The sequence below is a fragment of the Kineococcus sp. NPDC059986 genome, assembly GCF_040702905.1.
In the GTDB taxonomy this organism is placed as follows: domain Bacteria; phylum Actinomycetota; class Actinomycetes; order Actinomycetales; family Kineococcaceae; genus Kineococcus.
In genome coordinates this window covers 238,121-257,393 of record NZ_JBFBND010000003.1, presented here as the reverse complement: position 1 = coordinate 257,393, position 19,273 = coordinate 238,121, and the positions used below count along the sequence as shown (strand labels likewise).

The following is a 19,273-nucleotide window of genomic DNA, read 5'->3' as shown; positions in this document are numbered from 1 at the left end:
AACGCCGCCGATCCGACCTCCGGGAGACGCCCGTGACCGCCCCCGTGCCCCTGACGACCGCGAACCTCGCCGAGATCGGCCGGGACGTCCCGGTCCCGACCTACGACCGGACGCAGGTGACGCCGGGCATCGTCCACCTCGGCGTCGGGGGGTTCCACCGCGCGCACCAGGCCATGTACCTCGACCGCCTGATGAACGACGGCAAGGCGCTGGACTGGGGCATCCGCGGCATCGGCGTCCTCCCGCACGACGCGCGGATGAAGGAGGTCATGGACGCGCAGGACGGGCTCTACACCCTCGTCCTGAAGGACCCCGACGGCTCCCGTGAACCCCGCGTCATCGGGTCCATCCTCGACTTCCTGCACGCCCCCGCCGACCCCGACGCCGCGGTCGAGGCGATGGCCGACCCGCAGATCCGGATCGTCTCCCTCACCGTCACCGAGGGCGGCTACAACATCGACGCCGTCACCGGGGACTTCGTCCTCGACGAGCCGGGTGTCGCGGCCGACCTCGCCGACGGCGCCGTCCCCCGGACGACCTTCGGCCTCGTCACCGAGGCCCTGCGCCGGCGGCGCGACCGGGGTGTCCCGCCGTTCACCGTGATGTCCTGCGACAACGTGCAGGGCAACGGGCACGTGGCCCACAAGGTCTTCGTCGCCTTCTCCACGGCCAAGGACGCCGAGCTGGGGGCGTGGGTCGAGGAGAACGTGCGGTTCCCGAACTGCATGGTGGACCGCATCACCCCGGGGACGACGGACGACGACCGCGCCGAGGTCCGCGACCGCTTCGGGATCGACGACGCCTGGCCCGTCGTCTGCGAACCCTTCGTGCAGTGGGTCCTCGAGGACGACTTCGGCCTCGGCCGTCCACCGTACGAGGACGCCGGCGTCCAGGTCGTCGAGGACGTCGAACCCTACGAGCTGATGAAGCTGCGGCTGCTCAACGCCAGCCACCAGGCACTGTGCTACTTCGGCTACCTCGCCGGGTACCGGCTCGTGCACGAGGTCGCGCAGGACCCGCTGTTCGCGCGGTTCCTGCTCGACTACATGGAGCGGGAGGGCTCCCCGACGCTGCCGCCCGTCCCGGGCATCGACCTCGACGCCTACCGGCACGAGCTCGTGCACCGGTTCTCCAACGGCGAGGTGCGCGACACCGTCGCCCGCTTGTGCAACGAGAGCTCGGACCGCATCCCCAAGTGGCTGCTGCCCGTGGTCCGCGAGCAGCTGGCCTCCGGAGGGGAGTTCCACCGCGCCGCCGCCGTCGTCGCGAGCTGGGCCCGCTACGCCGAGGGCGTCGACGAGCAGGGCGAGCCCATCGAGGTCTCGGACCGGATCGCCGAGCGCCTCGTCGCGACGGCGCAGCGCAACCGCGAGGAGCCGACGGCCTTCATCGCCGACCGCTCGCTCTTCGGCGACCTCGCCGACGACGAGGCCTTCGTCGCGGAGTACAGCGCCACCCTCGCGTCCCTGCACGCCCACGGCGCCCGCGCCACCCTCGAGGCGCTCGTCGCCCGCGACTGACCCCTCCCCTCCCCCGTCCCCCTCCCCCAGCTCCCTCCCCCGCGCGGAAAACACTCTTTCCGCCCTCCGGAGGGGGTCGGGAGGGGCGGAGAGCACGACATCCGCCCCGTTCCCAGCGCCCGGAGGGCGGAAAAGGTGTTTTCCGCGCGGGGGAGGGGCCGCCCTACGATGGGCGCATGGCTTCCAAGGTGGTCCCCGCACGGGGCATGCGCGACGTCCTGCCGGTCGAGAAGGCTCGCCGGGAGCACGCGCTGCACGTCATCCGCGAGGTCTACCGCTCGTTCGGCTTCGACGAGGTCGAGACGCCCGCACTGGAGGAACTGTCGCGGCTGGAGTCCGGCCAGGGCGGCGAGAACGAGAAGATGCTGTTCAAGGTCATGCGCCGCGGCCTGACCGCCGACGAGCCCCTGCTGCCCGCGGACGCGGCCGACCTGGGCCTGCGCTTCGACCTCACCGTCCCGCTGTCCCGGTACGTCGCCTCGAACGCCGCGGCCCTGCGGATGCCGTTCAAGGCGCTGCAGATCGGTCCCGTCTGGCGCGCCGAGCGGCCGCAGAAGGGCCGCTACCGCCAGTTCGTCCAGTGCGACATCGACATCCTCGGCGAGGCGGGCAGCCTCGCCGAGGTCGAGCTCGTCACGGCCACCCACACCGCGCTCACCCGCCTCGGCCTCACCGGGACGACGCTGCGGCTCAACGACCGCGGTGTCCTCACCGGTCTGCTGACGGGGTGCGGTTTCGACGAGGCCGACCACGGCAGCGTCCTCATCACCGTCGACAAGAACGACAAGGTCGGCCTCGACGGGGTCCTCGCGGAACTGCGCTCCAAGGGGTTCGGCGAGGAACCCGTGACCGCGCTGGAGAAGGCCCTGACGGACCTGCTCCCGCTGCGGGACGTCGCCCGCCTCGGCGACGGGGCGCTGCCGGAGACCGTCCCGGCCGAGTCGGTCGCGCGCCTGCAGGAGATCGCGGCCGCCGTCGCGGTCAGCGCCCCCGACCTCGCGGTGGAGTTCGACGTCACGCTCGTGCGCGGCATGGGCTACTACACCGGGCCGATCTTCGAGATGTCCCTGCCGGGTGGGGGTTCCTCCATCGCCGGTGGCGGCCGCTACGACGGCATGATCGGCCGGTTCACCGGCCGGGACGTCCCGGCGGCGGGTTTCTCCATCGGTTTCGAGCGCATCATCGACGAGGTCACGCTGCCCGCGGACGCGGCCCCTGCGGTGGCGCTCGTGCACCCCGCCGGGGTCGACGCGGGCGAACTGCTGCGCAAGCAGCGCGAACTGCAGTCGACCGGGGCGCGGGTCGCCCTCGTCAAGCAGGCCAAGCGCCTGCAGCCGCTCTTCGACGCCCTCGTCGCCGAGGGGTACTCGCAGGTCGTTCGGGCCCGCGTGGAGGAGGGCCGGCTCACGTTCTCCGAGCCGACCCCCCTGTCCGCCAGCTGATCCCACCCATCCAGTCGGGCCCGGCGGGCCCCGGCCGTCACTGCGGCCGGGGCCCGGCCAGGTGCTTGCTGAAGAAGGCGAACACCTCGGGCATGGCGGCCTTGAACGACGTGGTCAGGTGCTTCCCGCCGTCCTGCAACGACACCTGCGCGGTGGACGGCGCCTTCACGAGACCGGCGAACCGCTGCGCCTGCTGGACGTCCTCGGGGCTGTCGGTGCCGGCGACCAGCAGCCAGGCCAGCGTCCCGGGGAAGGTCGGCGCCAGCGCCGTGGGGTACTGCGCCAGCGTCGCCGCATCCTTGTGCGGGAGCTTCGTCTCCATGTCGAAGTACCCGGCGATGCTCACGACGGCGCCGTACTCCCCCGGCTTGCGCAGGGCGATGGCGGAGGCGCAGTAGGCACCGGACGACGCCCCCGCCGCACCCCAGCCCTTCCCCGGCGGCAGCACCCGGAAGTCGTGCTGCACCATCTCGGGAACGTCCGTGTCGAGGAACGTGCCGACCTTCGGCTGCCCGGGCAGGTCGGTGCACTCGGTGTCGACGTTCTTGGAGACCTGCATCTCCGGCATGACGAAGACGAACGGCAGGACGGAACCGTCCTTCGCACCGGAGTCCACGACCTCCTGCGCCGAGTAGGACCGGTCGGTCCAGTTGTTGTACGTCGCGCCGTCACCCCCGGGGTAGAGGAACAGCACGGGGAAGTCCTTGTGCGCGTGAGCGGGGTCGTCGTACTGCGGCGGCGTCCAGATCCACACCTTCATCGAGACACCGGACGCGGCGCCGTGCAGCGTCGTCTCCAGCACGTTGTCCGCACCGAAGTTCACGGTGGTGAACTCCTGGCCGTCGGAGGTGTGCGTGCGGGTGGCCTTCGGCGTCTCCGACGACGGGGACGCTCCCGCGGTCGTCGTGGCGGCGCCCGAACCGTCCGCACCGGAGGGCATCGTGCGGTGGTCCGGGGCTGACCCGGAGCAGGCGGCGACGAGCAGGGCGACGCCGAGGACGGCCGGGAGGGCGGGGAGAGAGCGGAACCTCACGTGTCGATCCTGTCGGCCGCCGCGCCCGGCCGGGGCCGGCCGCGCCGACCTGCACGGTTCCACCACGGCTCCCCCCGAACGTCGTCGCGGGGGGACGCCGTGGCCCGGTACGACCGGTCAGGCCGGGGTCAGCCGGGACGCCGGAGCCCCCTGCCGCGTCGCGGCGAGGGTCAGCTCCTGTCGGTCCTCGGGGGCCTCGTCCTGCGAGGCGCGGACCTCGCGGGCGTCGAGGAAACCGCGCAGCCGTGCGGGGTCGTCGGTGATGACACCGTCGACCCGGTTGCGCAGCAGGTCGGCCCACAACCGCGGTTCGTCGACCGTCCACGGGTAGGTGGCGACTCCCGCCGCGTGGAGCTCGGCCACCACGTGCGGACTGGCCACGAGCGCACCGACGTAGGGGTTCACCGCGACCACCCCGAGCTCGGCGACGGCCCGCGCGGCCTGCGCGCGGGCCTGCCCGGCCGGGGTCGACAGGGCGGTGAACGGGTCGTGCGCCAGATCGCGGAACGACTGCTCCTGCCCGTCCGGGCCGACGGGGACCCCGGGGTGCAGGACGAGGAGCGCGCGCCGGACGTCGGGGGCGACGTCCCGCAGGGCCGCGACCGTCTCGACGTCGAAGCTCTGCACGACGCTGCGGTCGGCCACCCCGGCCGTCCGCAGCGTCGCCACCGCACCCGCGACGGCCGCCGGGGCCCACGCGCCCTTGAACTCCACGAGGAGCCCACCGGACCCGTGCAGCGCGACGAGGTCCACGACCTCCTGCAGGGTCGGGACGCGCTGACCGGCGAAGGCCGGCGAGAACCACGCGCCCGCGTCCGCGGCCCGCACCGCGGCGCTCGACAGCTCCGCGACGGCCCCGGACCGGTCGGTCGTCCGGTCCAGGGTCTCGTCGTGCAGGACGACCGGGACGCCGTCCCCGTCGAGCTGCACGTCGAGCTCGAGCAGGTCCGCACCGGCGCGCAGCGCCACCTCGAAGGCGGCGAGCGTGTTCTCCGGCGCGAGCGCCGAGGCCCCCCGGTGCGCGATGACGAGCGGACGGGCGGGCGGGCGGACGGACGGACGGTTCACAGGACCAGCATCTCCCCTGGGGTCGGGCGGCGGGCGGACGGCGAGGCGTGCGGGGTCAGGACTTCAGCAGCGGCTTCACGTCGGAGGTGAAGGACTGCTCGACCTCGCCCTGGGCGGTGCCCCACGCGTCCTTGGACGCCGTCCCCTGCAGCATGACCTTCTCCCACGCCGTGACGGTCGACTGGTCGCCACCGGGCACGAAGACGCGGGCGTAGTCCTGCGTCCGGGTCTTGGACAGCTGGTCCACGGCCGTCTTGAACAGCGGGGTCTGCGCGTAGACCTGCTGCATCGTCGAGGAGTTCACAGCGCCCGTCGTGACCGGCATGTACCCGGTGTTCTGGGAGAAGTAGGCCGTGTTGTCGTCCTCGGCCAGGAAGGCCAGGAACTTCGCCGCGGCGAGCTGCTGCTCGGGGGTGCGCTTGGCCGGGACCGCGAACCCGGCGCCACCGGTCGGGGTGAACTGGCCCGCGGGACCGCCGGGGAGGAAGGCGTTGCCGACCTCGAAGTTCGCCGCCTTGAGGATCCCGGACAGCGAGCCCGTCGAGCCGATGACGGAGGAGTACAGCCCCGCCCCGAAGTCCGAGGCCTGGTCGGAGGAGGAGACCGCCGCGTAGCCCTTGGTGATGTACGAACGGAGGTAGTCGCTGGCCGCGAGGACCTTGGCGCTGTCGACCGTCATGGTCCACTCGTCGGACAGGGCGCCGCCCATGCCCCAGATCATGTTCTGGAAGATCCAGGTCGCGTTGCCCGTGCCCTTGCCCAGGCCGTAGGGGGCCTGGGCGCCGGTGCCGGCGGCCTGCAGCTTCGGCAGCCACTGCTCGAACTCCGACCAGGTCTGCGGACCGCGGTCCGGCAGGCCGGCCTTGGCCCAGTGCGCCTTGTTGTAGTAGAAGACGGGCGTCGACCGGCAGTAGGGAACCGCCCACTGCGACCCGTCGTACTGGTAGTCGGCGTACAGCCCCTTCTGGTAGTTCGTCGTCGTGACCCCGGCGGCCGGCAGCAGGTCCTGCAGCGGGGCGAGCTGGCCGTTGAGGGCGTAGCGGAACCACCAGACGTCGCTCAGCAGGACGAGGTCGGGCAGGTCGGAGCCGGTCAGGGCCGCCTGGAACTTCTGGGAGATCTCGTCGTAGTTGGACCCGGCGGTGACGAACTCGACCTTGATGTCGGAGTTGTCCTTGTTCCACCGGTTGAGGAACTCGGCTTCGACGGCCTGGGAGGACCCGGGGTGGTTCGTCCACACGGTGACGGAGTCGGCCGGGGTGACCTTCGACCAGTCGGTCGTCGAGGCGGAGGCCGTGCTGCCGCTCGAGGACGCGGTCGAGGGGCCGGAGCACGCGGCGAGGCCGAGCCCGGCCGCCCCGAGGCCCGCGAGGCCGAGGACGCCGCGCCGGGGCAGCACGAAGGACGAGGTGTTCACGAGGTTCTCCTGAGGCAGGGGGAGGAGCGGGTCAGTTGGCGACCGCACCCGTGGCGAGACCCGCCACGAGCCGACGCTGGAAGAAGAGGAAGACGAGGAGGATCGGCAGCATGACCAGCACCGTGCCGGCCATGAGGACACCCCAGTTGGTGATGCCGTCGTTGTTCTGCAGCAGGGTCAGACCCACCGGCAGCGTCATCATGTCGGACCGGTCGGTGACGAGCAGCGGCCACAGGTACTGGTTCCACTCCCCCACGACCGAGACGAGGGCCACGGCCGAGACGGTGGGCGCGGACAGCGGGACGACGAACTGCCACAGCCGCCGCCAGTGCCCCGCGCCGTCCATGGTCGCGGCCTCCAGGACCGAGACCGGCAGCGTCTGGAAGTGCTGGCGGAAGAGGAACGTCCCGAGCGAACTGGCCAGCCCGGGCAGCACGATCCCCTGGTAGGAGTTCAGCCAGCCGACCTGGGCGATGAGGGTGTAGTTCGGGATGAGCGTCACCTGCGGGGGCACCATGAGCGCCGCGAGGACGACGAGGAACACCAGGCGCTTGGCGGGGAACTCCACGAAGACCAGCGCGTACGCGCACATGAGGCCCAGGACGACCTTGAGCCCGGCGCCCGCGACCGTCGTGATGACGCTGTTGAGCAGGAAGTGCGCGAAGGGGACGGTGGCGAAGACGTCCGCGTAGTTCTGCCACTGCAGGGCGCTCGGCAGCCACCTCGCCGGGATCGTGTAGATCTCGTTGCGCTGCTTGAAGGACGCCAGCAGCATCCAGAGCATCGGCACGACCATGACCAGGCCGGCCACGACCAGACCGGTGTAGCCGAGGACGTCGACGCGGCGTCGGCGGGGGCGGGACGACGGCTCCGGGCCGCCGGACCGCGGGGCCGGGATCCGGCCGGATCCCGAGGTGGTCCTCTCCTCGACGCTCACCGGTAGTGCACCTTCCGTTCCACGACGACCATCTGGACGACGGTCACGACGAGCAGGGCGAGGAAGAGCAGCGTCGCGATGGCCGAGGCGTAACCGGCGGAACCGTCGACGAAGGCCTCCTGGTAGACCTGGTAGACCATCGTCGTCGTGCCCTCCAGCGGTCCGCCCTTGGTCATGGCGCGGATGATGTCGAAGGACCCACCGGCGTTGGACTCGATGAACACCGTGACCCCGAGGAAGAACGTCGTGGGCGACAGCAGAGGGAACACGATCGACCAGAAGGTGCGCAGCGGCGAGGCGCCGTCGATCTGCGCGGCCTCGAGGATGTCCTGCGGGACCGACTGCAGGGCCGCGAGGTAGATGATCGCGACGTACCCGACGTACTTCCACAGGTACACGATGCAGACCATGGCCAGGGACCAGTCGGGGTCGTTGTACCAGTTCGGCGACCCCAGGCCCACGGCACGCAGGACCCCGGCGACCAGGCCGTACTGCGGGTCGAACACGAACAGCCAGCACATGCCGACGGCGACACCCGAGAGCACGTAGGGGGCGAACACCGCGGCGCGGACGAAGGTCCGGCCGCGCAGGTTCCGGTCCAGCAGGCGGGCCAGCGCGAGGCCGAGGGCCATGCAGCCCCCGACGGTCACGACCGCGAACACGAGCGTCGTCAGCAGGACCGTCGGCGTCTTCGGGTTCTGGAAGTAGTTCACGTAGTTCTGCAGCCCGACGTACGTCGCGGTGTCGGAACCGAGGTTCCAGTGCAGCAGCGAGTACTGGACGTTCTGCACGAGGGGCTTGTAGACGAACACGACGAGGAGCGCGACGTTGGGCCCGGCGAGCAGCAGGAAGGTTCCCCACGACCGCCACGCAAGTTTCCGGGTGCGCGGTGCGGGAACCTGGTGGAGGGTCGTCAACGCGACCTCCTCCCAGGTCGGGAGCGGGCTGGACGTCAGGAACAGTAGTTCGCGTCGCAGCGCCCCCGGACCACTCCGGCACCGGATCGGGGAACGGTCATCGACTGTTCACCTGCAACGATCGGACGGGACGCCCGGGACACCGTCCGTTCACCCGTCTCAGCCCGGTTGGCAGTGCGGGCACCACCACGTGCGGCGCCGCTCGGGATCACCCGGGACCTCCGCCTCGACGAGCACCGTCGTCCCGCAGCGCAGGCAGGGTCTCCCCGCGCGCCCCGACACCCAGTGCTGCCGGCCCGGGCGGGTGTCACCCGTCGTGACCTGCGGCGCCCGGGACGGACCGACGGAGAACGTGAGCATCCTGACCGCCAGCCGGACCAGGGGCACCAGGTCGACGTCCCCCACGGGAGCCCACGGGGACCGGCCCCGCAGGAAGCACAGTTCGTCGGCCCACAGGTTGCCCAGCCCGGCGAGGTTGCGCTGGTCCAGCAGCGCCGCCTTCAGCCCCCGCTCGGGCCGCAGCGCGAGGTTCGCGACTGAACGCTCCACCCGCTCGTCCACGGTGAGCGCGGCGTCGAGCAGGTCGGGACCGAGGTGCCCGACGACCGTGTGCTCCAGCGCCGTCTCCACGAGCTCGACGACGGGCATCCGCAGGGCCACGGCCGTCGGTCCGTCCGTCTCGAGCACGACGCGGACGTCCGGGTCCAGCCGTCCGGGGAGCCGCTTGCCGGGGCCGAGCACCGTCCACTCCCCGTCCATCCGCAGGTGGGTGTGCAGCGTCGTGGGCGCGGCGAGCGCGGCCCCGGCCTCCGGGACGAGGCGGGTCAGCAGGTGCTTGCCCCGCGAGACCACCTCGACCAGGCGCGTCCCGGACAGGTCGGCCGTCGCGAACCGGGGGACCCGCAGGTCGCTGCGCCGCACGGGTCGACCCGCCAGCCGGGCGTTCAGACGGCGGGCGAGCAGGAACACGGTGTCGCCCTCGGGCACCCGTCCACCGTGCCCGAGGCCGGTCCGGGCCGCCCGGTGGAGCTCCCGGCCGGTCCGTCCCCACGTCCGCGCACGTGCACGGCGTCTCCACACGGGAGGAGTGGCTGCGGCGGGCGCCGGGGGTGAAGCTGAGGCATGAGCTCGCGTCGCCTGCCCCTCCTCGTCGCGCTCTGCGTCCTCGTCCTGGGCACCGTGGCCGTCCTCGCGGTCGCCGCGCTGCCCGGCCAGCGCCGGCCGCCGTCCCGCTCGGTCGTGCCGGAGGTCTTCCCCGGGTACAGCCCGCTGACGGCCGCCGTGGCGACCAACCCCGTCGGCGCGGCCGTCGCGGTGTACCGCCAGGAGGCGGCGACGGGGATCGCCGGGGTGACGCAGACGCTCGTCCTCGGAGCTGACGGCAGCAGCACGCGGGTGCTGACGCAGGCCGCCGTCCGCGGCGGTGCGCTGGCGGGCTCGCTGGAGCCGGCGGCGACGGTCCTGTCCCCGGACGGGCGGACGGTGGCCGTCGGCGACGGTCCGTCCACCGCCGGCGCGAACGGCGGCACGACGGCGACGCGGCCCGGGGTGGCCAGCTCCACCCTGGCCCTCGTCGACCTCGGCACGGGGGACACCCGCGTGCACGTCGTCCCGCGCGTCCCGACGGTCGTCCCGCTGTCGTGGAGCGCCGACAGCACCCGACTCGCCTACCTCGGGACCAGCGCCGACGCGGGGTCGGAGGCTGGGTCGGAGGCTGGGGCCGCGACGGGCCAGCTCTTCGTCTTCGACGCGCGGTCCGAGCGGGCCGTGGCCGTGCCGGGGGCGCAGGAGGTGGTCGCGGCGGCGTTCAGCCCCGACGGCAGCCTCGTCGCGTTCCAGACGCCCGGCAGTTCCGTCGTCCGCGTCGTGGCCCCGTTCGCCCCCACGCCGGCCGACGGCACGCCGGAGTCCCGCGAGGTGCCCGTCCCCGCCGGGGCGGTGCTGGCCGACGGCCCGGCCTGGTCACCCGACGGGTCCCTCCTCGCGCTGACGGCCGGGGCCGGCACGCCGTCCGCCCGCATCGAGTTCGTCGCCGCCGGCGCCGACCGCGACGTCCCCGCGGCGGTGCCGGGGCAGGACGTCCTGGGCTGGTCCTCCGCCGGGGTGCTGGTCCACGGCACGGCCCCGAGCTCCGACGGCGACCTGGGCGTCGTGCGCACCGAGCTGCGGACGGGGGCCACCCAGGGCTACCTGCGGGTGCCCACCGACGGCGGGCACCACCCGGCCGGGGACCTGACCCTGGCGAGCGCCCTGCTCGCCCGGGCCGTGTCGACGTCGTCCTCGTCCGTCGACCGCGGTCCGTGGCCGCTGCCCGTCCGGCTGGGGTTCATCGCCGCGGCGGCCGTCCTGTCCGTACCCGCGACGGTGGGGCTGCTGCGCCGCCGGGACCGTTGGGCCGCACTGACCGCGGTCCCGGAGTGGGCGCGGGACACGACCCGCGGCTAGGCCCGCGCCCGGGCCGGTGTCCGAGGGCTCCCGTAGCGTCCCGTGGACGGGTCGGGTCAGAGGGACGGACGGGAGAACGGTCGTGGTGCAGGTCGGGCGGGACGCGTACGGGTGGTTGCTGGCGCACTTCCGGGAGGACCCGGACGGGCACGCGGAGAAGATCCACTTCTCCCTCAGCCGCGACGACTCCCCGCTGCGCTGGGACCCGTTGTGGGGTGGCGAACCCGTCCTGGAGTCCCGGGTCGGCACGACCGGGGTGCGCGACCCGGCGATCGTGCGCGACGACGCGGGACGGTTCCACGTGCTGGCGACCGACCTGCGGGTGTGGGACGGCGGTGGCCTGCGCTGGGACGAGTGGCGGCGGCACGGCAGCCGGTCGCTCGTGCTGTGGGACTCCGACGACCTGCTGACCTGGGAGGGTCCGCGGCTGGTCGAGGTCGCGCCGCCGACGGCGGGGATGGCGTGGGCCCCGGAGGTCACGACGGACCCGGCGACGGGCGAGCACGTCGTCTTCTGGTCCTCCCGCCTCTACCCGCCGGAGGACACCGAGCACGCGAGCGAGTCCTACAGCCGCATCCTCGCCGCCCGCACGCGCGACTTCACCAGGTTCGGCCCGACGGAGGTCATGGTCGACACCGGCGGGCGGGACATCATCGACACCGCCGTCCTGCAGGAGCACGGGCGGGTGTACCGGTTCTCCAAGGACGAGGAGCGCAACGGCGGCTGGGGCATCTTCCTGGAACGCGGATCGGGGTTGTTCGCCGACGACTTCGAGGTCGTCACGACGAACATCGCAGGGGACCGGTACCCCGGCGGGGTCGAGGCCCCGCTCGTCGTCAAGGCTCGCGACCGGGACCGGTGGTACCTGTTCCTCGACCAGTACGCCGAGTGGCCGCAGGGGTACTTCGCCCTGCAGTGCGACGACCTGGACTCGGGCCGGTGGGAACCGGTGCCCGCCGAGGAGGTGTCCATCCCGCCGTCGACGAAGCACGGCACCGTGCTGCCCCTCTTCCGGGACGAGTGGGAACGGTTGCGGGACGCGGCGTTGCGCTGACCGACGACCCTCAGCGACGCGCGCTCGACGTCCGCGGGGGAACCCGTCGTGCGCTGCCCTCCTGTGCCTGGATCCGGTACCTGATGAGGCGCGCGGAGTTCACCGCGACGAACACCGACGACGCGTTGTGGGCGATGGCCGCCAGGACCGGCGACAACGCCCCCGCGGCCCCGAGGGCCACGCCGAACCCGTTGACGGCGATCGAGGCGCCGTAGTTCTGACGGATGAGACCGAGGGTCCGGTCGCCCAGGTCGCGCAGCTGCAGGAGCCGGCGCAGGTCGTCGCCGACGAGGGCGACGTCGGCGGTCTCCACGGCGACGTCCGTACCGGACAACCCCATCGCGATGCCGAGGTCGGCCAGGGCGAGTGCGGGGGCGTCGTTCGTGCCGTCCCCGACGACGGCGACGGTGTACCCCTCGGCCTGAAGGGACCGCACGACGTCCTGCTTGTCCTCCGGCATGACCTCGGCGCGCCACTCGGTCACCCCGAGTTCGGCCGCGACGGCGGCCGCGGTCCGCTCGTTGTCGCCCGTGAGCATGACGATCCGCTCGACCCCGGTGCGGCGCAGTTCCTCCAGCACCCCGCGCGACTCCGGGCGCACCTCGTCGCGCAGGCTGACGAGCCCCGTGAGGACACCGTCGACGGCCAGCAGCAGGGGGGTTTCGGCCGCGGACTGCAACCGGTCCACCCAGTCCTGCGCCGTCGCGTCCACCGCGACCCCCTCGCGGCGCATCAGCCCCGGTGACCCGACCAGCAGCACGCGGCCGTTGGCCTGCACCCGCATGCCGAGACCGAGGATGACCTCGCACTCCTCGTGGGTCGGGATGACGAGGTGGCGTTCCTCGGTGGAGCGGATGACGGCCTGCGCCAACGGGTGCCGGGAGTGGACCTCGGAGTTCGCGGCCTCGGACAGGACCTGTTCCGGCGTCCAGTCGTCGCGGAAGCTCAGCACGTTCGTCACGACGGGGCGCCCGACGGTGAGGGTGCCGGTCTTGTCGAACACGAACGCGTCGACGCGGCCTGCGGCCTCGAGGTGGGAGCCGCCCTTGACGAGGATCCCGCGCCGGGCCCCGTTGCCGATGGCCGCGCTGATGGCCGTGGGGGTGGCGAGCCCCACCGCGCACGGGCAGGCGATGAGCAGCATCGTCATGGCGCGCCGGACGTCGCGGGTCAGGACGAGGGTCGCGAGCGCCAGCCCGAAGGAGGCGGGGACGAACTTCCGGCTGAACCGGTCCCCGACGGTCTGGACGGGGGCGCGGTCGGCCTGGGCGTCCTCGACGCGGGCGACGATGCGGCCCACGGCGGTGTCCTGCCCGGTCGCGGTGGCCCGGACGACGAGGCGGCCGCGCAGGGCGACGCTCCCGGCGAGGACGTGGTGCCCGACGGCGCGCTGGACGGGGAGGTTCTCCCCCGTCAGGGCGGCCTGGTCGACGACGGCCTCGCCCTCGACGACCTCGCCGTCGACGGGGACGGTGGACTGGTCGTGCACGACGACGAGGTCGCCCACCTCGAGCTCGGCGAGGTCGACGCGCTGCTCGACGACGTCGCCGTCGACGGTGGTGCGTTGCACCCAGGCGCTGGTCTCGCTGCCCTGCAGCAGGTCCGCGATGGCCCGGCGGGTCCGCCGCAGGGTGAGGTCCTGCAGGTACTCGCCGATGTTGAGCAACCACAGGACCGTGAGCGCCACGACGTTCTCGCGCAGCAGCAGGCTCGCCACCGTCGCGGCGGACACGAGTGCGTCCGTGCCGGCGCTGCGGCGGCCGACCAGCGCGCCGACGGCTCCCTTGAGGAAGGGGTACCCCGAGAAGACGGTGACGCCCGTCGCGACGAGCCGGGACGTCGGTCCGAGCAGCGGCGGGCGCCCGAAGGCGAAGCGGCGCAAGCCGAGCAGGGCCAGGGCGGCCCCGCCGACGGCGATGCGGGCGACCTCGCCGTTGCCGACGTCGGCCGACCGCGGCGTGCGGGAGGGTTCGGCGTCGGCGGGGACGAGCGCCACCCCGGCGACGGCCGCGAGCAGGTCGGGGAGCGTGAGCGCCGCGGGGTCGTAGTGGACGACGACGTTGCCCGTCACCGGGTAGGCGCGGGCCAGCCGGGTCCCGGTCAGCCGGTCGAGGGCCTCCTCCGCGGCGACGGCCCGCCCCGGGCTGCGCCGCAACCAGTCCGCCTGGAAGCGGGCCCGCCCGGGGACGTCGGCGAGGACGTGGAGCGGGCCGAGCTCGACGGTCGCTGTCGCCACCGGGTCAGTGCTGGTGGTCGTGACCGGCCTGCGGGGTGGCCGGGACGGGCGGCTGCTCGCCCATCTCGTCGTAGGCCTGGGCGACGATGTCACCGGCTCCGAGGCGCAGGCGTTCCACGCCGGTCTCGGCGGCGCGCGAGGTGCGGATGCCGACCTTCGTCCCGCCCACGGCGAGGCGGCGCAGGGCGGCGGTTCCCCGGCCGTCGCTGACGGCCTTCACGAGCCCGGCCGACGCGGCGGCGGTGATCACGAGACGTCCGACGGGGGCGGCGATCGGCAACATGGTTCCTCCAGGTGAGATCTGTTCTCATTGGACCACACCGTCCGCCGTGGTGCCCAGCGCCCGGGAGGACGGGTCTAGCCCACGGAGAACCGGAACTCCGTGACGGAACGGAACTCCTCCCCGGGCAGCAGGACGGTCGTCGGGAACTCCGGACGGTTGGGCGCGTCGGGGAACGCCTGCGTCTCCAGCGCGAGACCCGTCCGCGGGCCGTACGGCACCCCCGCTGCGCCCACCAGGGTTCCCGCGAGCGAGCCCCCGGTGAAGAACTGGATCCCGGGCTGGTCGGTCCGGACCTCCAGCGTCCGGCCCGAGACGGGTTCGGAGACGACGGCCGCGAGCGCCGGGGCCCGCCGGCCGCCGGGGACGTCCGCGAGGACGTAGCAGTGGTCGAACCCCTTGCCCCGCTCCAGCTGTTCGTCGTCCTGCTCGACCCGGTAGCCGACGGGGACGGCCTCGCGCAGGTCGAACGGGGTGCCCGCCACGGACCGGAACTCCCCCGTCGGCAACCCGGTGGGGTCCACGGGCAGGAACGTGTCGGCGAGGACCTGCACGAGGTGCGCGTCGACGGTCCCGGTCCCTTCCCCGGCGAGGTTGAAGTACGCGTGGTTGGTGAGGTTCAGCACCGTGGGGGCGTCGGTGGTGGCGGCGTAGGTGACGGTCAGGGTCCGCTCGTGCAGGGCGTAGGTGACGTGCACGGACAGACCGCCGGGGAACCCGTTGTCGCCGTCGGGGCTGAAGAGGGAGAACCGGACCCCGCAGACGCCCTCGACGGGGTGGGCGGACCAGAGCCGTTCGGAGAACGGGTGCGGCCCACCGTGGATGGCGTTGCCGCGGTCGGTCGCCGGGACGGTGACCCGCTGCCCCTCGAGCTCGAACGTCCCGCCCGCGATGCGGTTGGCGAACCGGCCGATCGTGGCGCCGAACGAACGGCCCTTGCCGGTGTAGGGGGTCAGGTCGGAGAACCCGAGCACGACGTCGGCGCACCGGCCGTCGACGTCGGGGGCGAGGACGGACTGCAACCGTGCCCCGTGCTCGACGAGCCCGACCTCCAGGGGTCCGTCCTGCAGGATCCAGCGCCCGACGGGCGTGCCGTCCTCGAGGCGTCCCCAGTCCTCTTCGCGGCGCACCGCGGATCCCGTCCGGCCGTCTTGATCGCTCACGACGGCGACGCTACCGGGGGCCGGGTCCCGTGGCCTGCTCGTCGCGCGGACGGCGCAGGGCCGCCACGGCCGAGGAGAGCAGGACGCCGACCCCGGCGGTCAGCAGGACCCCGGCGGCCCACACCTTCCAGTCCCAGCCGAGCCCGAACAGGACGTGGACGGCGACGGCGGCGCCGACGGCGACGAGGACGAGGCCGCCGAGGACCGCGCCGAGGTCGGGTCCGCGCGGAGGTGTCGGACCGGGCCGGGGCTCGGGGGTGCTCACGACGCCTCCAGGGTGCTCGACCCGGCGGGACCGATGCGGACCTCGCCGGCCCAGTCGGTGGCCAGGACCCGCGGAGTGCCGGCGGGGACCTCCCAGCCGGCGGGGTCGTCCCCGCGGACGGTGACGGCGGCGGCCAGGGTCGCGGCCTCCGGGCCGACGGCGAAGACGCGGCGCAGGTTCACCCCGCCGGCGACCGCGTCACCCGCCTCCCGCTGGGTGTCGCCGCCCAGCGCGTCCCGGCGCAGCGCGTCGTCGCCGACCTCGACGACGTCGGCGCCGGGGGCCCACCGGACCGATCCGGCCAGGACGGTGACGTCGAGCAGGACGGTCCGGTCGGTGGGCACGACGACGGCGAGCCGGCCGGCGGCCACGGTCGCCGTGGCGGTGCCGTCGGCCAGGGCGCTCGGGTCGACGACGAGGCGGCCCACCGCGGCGCTGAGTGACGACGTGCCGCCGGGGGTCCACGTGCGGTCCACGTCCCCGGTCCAGTTCCCGGCGGGCGGGGCGAGCGCGGTGGCGGTGGCGACGAGCGCGACGGGCCACGCGAGGCCGAGGAGCGCGGTCCGTCGTCCCCGCAGTCCGGCCAGGACGGCGCCCAGGCCCAGGACGACGGTGGCCGCGGCGGCGGCGAGGGGCAGGGTCCGGTCCTGCAGCGGCTGGGCGATCGAGGTGCCCTGCCAGGGGCCGGCCGCCGTGAGCAGGGACGCCGCGACGACGAGCCCGACGGCGAGCAGGGCGACCCCGAGGGTCGCGGTGGTCAGCAGGGGTGACCCCGGTCGGCGGGCGACGCGGGCCCGGTCCGCCGCCACCTGGGCCTCGCGCACCTTCTGCTGCGCCTTCTCGTGCGCGGCGCTCAGGCGGGCCTGTTCGCGGGCCAGCCGGGCCGCGGCCCGTCGTTCGGTGGGCGAGCCGTACCCCGCCGCCGGACCGTCCGGGGCCGGGGGCGGCGGTTTCTGCAGGGACAGCGGGACGGTCGGCGCGCCGGGGTCGGGGACCGGTGCCGGGGCGGCGGCGTCCGGGACCGGCGCCGCACGGCGGGCGGGGTCCAGGGGCGGGATGCGGAAGTCGCGCAGGAACCACCAGCCGAGCAGGGCCAGCAACCCGGTGGTGAGGAAACCCCACCCGGGACCGTCGAGGTTCTGGTTGAACAGGCCGAGCAGCGCGCGGGGCAGGGCGAGGTCGGCCAGGACGAGGGCCCCGGCGAGCCAGGCGGACCCGGAGACGTCGCCCCGCAGGACGGCCTCGGCCTCGATGCGGCCGGGGACGCGCGGAGCGCCGGACGGCTCGGGACGGTCGTCCTCCTCGTCGGTGCCGGTCGGTCGGGCGGACGTCCCGTCGGGCAGCAGCAACCAGCAGACGCCGTAGGCGGCGAGGCCGAGACCGCCGACGACGGTCAGCGCGACGAGGACTCCGCGCACGAGGAGCGGGTCGACGCCCAGCCGCTCGGCGACGCCGCCGCAGACGCCCGCGAACCACCGGTCCGGCGAGCGTTCGACACCGCTGGACCGGACGGCGGCGAAGAACTTCGCCACCCCGCGCGGTCCGTTCGTCGTCGTGGTGCTCACGGTCCGACCCTCCCATCCGCAGCCGGCAGAGGTCACAGGCCTGAGGTCAGAAGACCCAGCCGAGCCCGAGCAGTCCGTTGCCCAGCACGAGGTCGAGGACGACGAGGCCGACGGCGAGGGCCAGGGCGGCCGAGACGTCACCGCGCTGCGCGGCCTGCGCCTCGATCCGGCCGGTGACGTCGGGCAGCAGGGCCCACGCGAGGCCGTAGAGGCCGAGGCCGATCCCGCCGAACAGCGAGAGGACGACGAAGCCGATCCGGACGGCGTTGACGTGGACGCCGGTGCGCTGCGCGACCGCGCCGGCGACGCCGGCGACGCCGGCGACCCAGCGGTCCCGGGAGCGGACCAGGCCGGTGCGGCGGATGGAGGCGAAGAAGCGGTCGGCGGCGGTGGGCTTGGCGGGCTGGTCCGCGGTGTGGTCGGTGCAGTGGTCGGTGTAGTCGCTCACGGGAGTCTCCTGTCCGGGGGTCTGCTGGGTCTTGTCGAAGCTGAGGTGCTCGCTCGTGGTCATGTCTCGAGGTTGCCGTCCGGGGACCCCCGGTCACATCGGGTGAGACCCTGAGCCGACCCTGAACTCCGGCGTCGGGGGGATCCCCGGGGTGGGGGTGCGTGTCACGATCGGCGGGTGCTGACAGCGACGGGGGATCCCGCGATGGACCCCGCGGGGAGGCCGGTGGACGGTTCCCGTCCGCCCCTCGTGCGCAGCACCGCCCACCGTCGGGTCGCCGGGGTGGCCGCGGGGATCGCGCAGCACACCGGGGTGCCGTTGCCGAAGGTCCGGACGGTGTTCGCCGCGTCGGCGTTCCTCGGGGGTTTCGGTGTCGTCCTCTACGTCGTGCTGTGGCTGGTGCTGCTCGACGACCGGCAGCTCGCGCTGCCCGAGGAGAGTCGTCCGGACCCGTCGGGCTGGGTCCTCGCCCACCGCAACGCCCTCGTCGGGGTGGCCGTCGTCGTGGGGTTGGGGCTCGTCCCGGCCGTGAACCTCGTCGACGGTTCGGCCCGGTTCGTCGTCCCGGTCCTGGTGGGCGGCACGGGGATCGTCCTGGCCTGGAGCCAGCTCGACGCGACCCGGCGGCGCCGGCTCGTCGAGGAGGCCGGGGACGGGCGGGGTGCGGTCGTGCGGGTCGTGGCCGGTGCCTCCCTCGTCGTGCTGGGCGCGGTCCTGTTCCCCGTCGTCGTCGGCGACGTCGGGCAGTTCTGGCGGTCCGCGGTGGCCGGGGTCGTCGTCATGGGCGGCCTCGCGCTCGTCGCCGCGCCGTGGGTGGTCAGGTTGTGGCAGGACCTCGGCGCCGAACGGGCGGCGCTCGCCCGCGAGCAGCAGCGTGCGGAGTTCGCCGCCCACGTCCACGACTCGGTGCTGCAGACCCTCGCCCTGATCCAGAAGCGCTCGGCCGACGCGGGCGAGGTCGCGCGGCTGGCCCGACGGCAGGAACGCGAACTGCGGCAGTGGTTGTACGGCGACCACGGGACGTCGGCGGGAACCCTCGGGGCCGCGCTGCGGGCCGCCGCGACGGAGGTCGAGGACGTGTCCGGCGCGGTCGTGGAGGTGGTCCTCGTCGGCGACCTGGACACCCTGGCCCTGGACCGCGGCACGACGGCCCTGGCCCAGGCGGCCCGCGAGGCCCTGCTCAACGCGGGCCGGCACGCGGGTGGGACGGTGTCCCTGTACGCCGAGCCGGCGGGCGGTGGTGTCGAGGTGTTCGTGCGCGACCGGGGCGCGGGGTTCGACCTCGACGCGATCCCCGAGGACCGGCTGGGCGTGCGGGAGTCGATCGTCGGGCGCATGCAGCGCGCCGGCGGGTCGGCGACCATCCGCCGTCCCGCCGACGGGGGCACCGAGGTGGCCCTGCGGATGCCGGCCGGTGGGTGAGCGGGGTGGGTCGTGAGGAGGAGGGTGTCGTGATCAGGGTTCTCGTCGTCGACGACCACCG

The 19,273-nt window shown here is 73.8% G+C and carries 17 protein-coding genes; 5 read left to right on the top strand and 12 right to left on the bottom strand.

Annotation, left to right across the window (positions count from 1 at the left end):
* Positions 1-32 precede the first annotated feature (32 nt).
* Both AB0637_RS04720 and hisS read left to right on the top strand, forming a co-directional pair.
* The gene (locus AB0637_RS04720) at positions 33-1,520 is read left to right on the top strand and encodes a mannitol dehydrogenase family protein (RefSeq protein ID WP_366170009.1); all 1,488 of its coding nucleotides are present in this window, start codon (positions 33-35) and stop codon (positions 1,518-1,520) included.
* A gap of 176 nt (positions 1,521-1,696) precedes the next feature.
* Positions 1,697-2,962 carry a histidine--tRNA ligase gene (gene hisS / locus AB0637_RS04715; RefSeq protein WP_366170008.1) on the top strand — a complete coding sequence of 422 codons (1,266 nt, stop codon included), beginning with the start codon at positions 1,697-1,699 and terminating at the stop codon, positions 2,960-2,962.
* 37 nt (positions 2,963-2,999) lie between these two features.
* Here hisS and AB0637_RS04710 read toward each other — a convergent pair whose 3' ends face one another.
* The 6 genes from AB0637_RS04710 to AB0637_RS04685 form a co-directional block, all read right to left on the bottom strand.
* Entirely contained in the window at positions 3,000-3,995 is a 996-nt protein-coding gene (locus AB0637_RS04710) for an alpha/beta hydrolase-fold protein (protein WP_366170007.1), read from the bottom strand.
* Between the two features lie 117 nt (positions 3,996-4,112).
* Positions 4,113-5,063: a glycerophosphodiester phosphodiesterase family protein gene (locus AB0637_RS04705; protein WP_366170006.1), complete on the bottom strand. Its 951-nt coding sequence runs from the start codon at positions 5,061-5,063 to the stop codon at positions 4,113-4,115.
* Positions 5,064-5,118: 55 nt separating this feature from the next.
* Positions 5,119-6,480 carry an ABC transporter substrate-binding protein gene (locus tag AB0637_RS04700; RefSeq protein ID WP_366170005.1) on the bottom strand — a complete coding sequence of 454 codons (1,362 nt, stop codon included), beginning with the start codon at positions 6,478-6,480 and terminating at the stop codon, positions 5,119-5,121.
* Positions 6,481-6,511: 31 nt separating this feature from the next.
* A complete protein-coding gene (locus tag AB0637_RS04695) occupies positions 6,512-7,417 on the bottom strand; it encodes a carbohydrate ABC transporter permease (protein WP_366170004.1) in 906 nt (301 codons plus the stop codon).
* Complete coding sequence (locus AB0637_RS04690) at positions 7,414-8,334, bottom strand: sugar ABC transporter permease (protein WP_366170003.1); 921 nt, start codon at positions 8,332-8,334, stop codon at positions 7,414-7,416. The genes AB0637_RS04695 and AB0637_RS04690 overlap by 4 nt, the downstream gene beginning before the upstream one ends.
* Before the next feature lie 159 nt (positions 8,335-8,493).
* Complete coding sequence (locus tag AB0637_RS04685; RefSeq protein WP_366170002.1) at positions 8,494-9,321, bottom strand: DNA-formamidopyrimidine glycosylase family protein; 828 nt, start codon at positions 9,319-9,321, stop codon at positions 8,494-8,496.
* A gap of 135 nt (positions 9,322-9,456) precedes the next feature.
* Here AB0637_RS04685 and AB0637_RS04680 point away from each other — a divergent pair, with 135 nt between their 5' ends.
* Together AB0637_RS04680 and AB0637_RS04675 are read left to right on the top strand one after the other, a co-directional pair.
* Positions 9,457-10,779, top strand: coding sequence for a hypothetical protein (locus AB0637_RS04680; RefSeq protein ID WP_366170001.1), 1,323 nt, complete (start codon positions 9,457-9,459; stop codon positions 10,777-10,779).
* 82 nt (positions 10,780-10,861) lie between these two features.
* A complete protein-coding gene (locus AB0637_RS04675) occupies positions 10,862-11,833 on the top strand; it encodes a glycoside hydrolase family 43 protein (protein ID WP_366170000.1) in 972 nt (323 codons plus the stop codon).
* Between the two features lie 10 nt (positions 11,834-11,843).
* Here the strand turns inward: AB0637_RS04675 and AB0637_RS04670 are convergent, their stop codons facing one another.
* The 6 genes from AB0637_RS04670 to AB0637_RS04645 all read right to left on the bottom strand — a co-directional run bounded on the left by AB0637_RS04670 (position 11,844) and on the right by AB0637_RS04645 (position 17,853).
* Positions 11,844-14,069, bottom strand: a complete 2,226-nt coding sequence (locus tag AB0637_RS04670) for a cation-translocating P-type ATPase (protein WP_366169999.1) — start codon at positions 14,067-14,069, stop codon at positions 11,844-11,846.
* 4 nt (positions 14,070-14,073) lie between these two features.
* Positions 14,074-14,352, bottom strand: coding sequence for a DUF1490 family protein (locus AB0637_RS04665; protein ID WP_366169998.1), 279 nt, complete (start codon positions 14,350-14,352; stop codon positions 14,074-14,076).
* Between the two features lie 74 nt (positions 14,353-14,426).
* Complete coding sequence (locus tag AB0637_RS04660; protein ID WP_366169997.1) at positions 14,427-15,512, bottom strand: aldose epimerase family protein; 1,086 nt, start codon at positions 15,510-15,512, stop codon at positions 14,427-14,429.
* A gap of 10 nt (positions 15,513-15,522) precedes the next feature.
* Entirely contained in the window at positions 15,523-15,777 is a 255-nt protein-coding gene (locus AB0637_RS04655) for a hypothetical protein (protein ID WP_366169996.1), read from the bottom strand.
* The gene (locus AB0637_RS04650) at positions 15,774-17,342 is read right to left on the bottom strand and encodes a PspC domain-containing protein (RefSeq protein ID WP_366169995.1); all 1,569 of its coding nucleotides are present in this window, start codon (positions 17,340-17,342) and stop codon (positions 15,774-15,776) included. The genes AB0637_RS04655 and AB0637_RS04650 overlap by 4 nt, the downstream gene beginning before the upstream one ends.
* A gap of 46 nt (positions 17,343-17,388) precedes the next feature.
* Positions 17,389-17,853, bottom strand: coding sequence for a PspC domain-containing protein (locus AB0637_RS04645; RefSeq protein ID WP_366169994.1), 465 nt, complete (start codon positions 17,851-17,853; stop codon positions 17,389-17,391).
* 114 nt (positions 17,854-17,967) lie between these two features.
* On the opposite strand from AB0637_RS04645, the gene AB0637_RS04640 reads away from it, so the two are divergent.
* Positions 17,968-19,212 (top strand): PspC domain-containing protein, encoded by a 1,245-nt coding sequence (locus AB0637_RS04640; protein ID WP_366169993.1) that lies wholly within the window; start codon positions 17,968-17,970, stop codon positions 19,210-19,212.
* The last annotated feature ends 61 nt before the right edge of the window (positions 19,213-19,273 follow it).

Bases quoted from the DNA above. Each gene is read 5' to 3' on its own strand.
- AB0637_RS04665 (WP_366169998.1), bottom strand. From the start codon at position 14,352: ATGTTGCCGATCGCCGCCCCCGTCGGACGTCTCGTGATCACCGCCGCC.
- AB0637_RS04645 (WP_366169994.1), bottom strand. From the start codon at position 17,853: ATGACCACGAGCGAGCACCTCAGCTTCGACAAGACCCAGCAGACCCCC.
- AB0637_RS04680 (WP_366170001.1), top strand. From the start codon at position 9,457: ATGAGCTCGCGTCGCCTGCCCCTCCTCGTCGCGCTCTGCGTCCTCGTC.
- hisS (WP_366170008.1), top strand. From the start codon at position 1,697: ATGGCTTCCAAGGTGGTCCCCGCACGGGGCATGCGCGACGTCCTGCCG.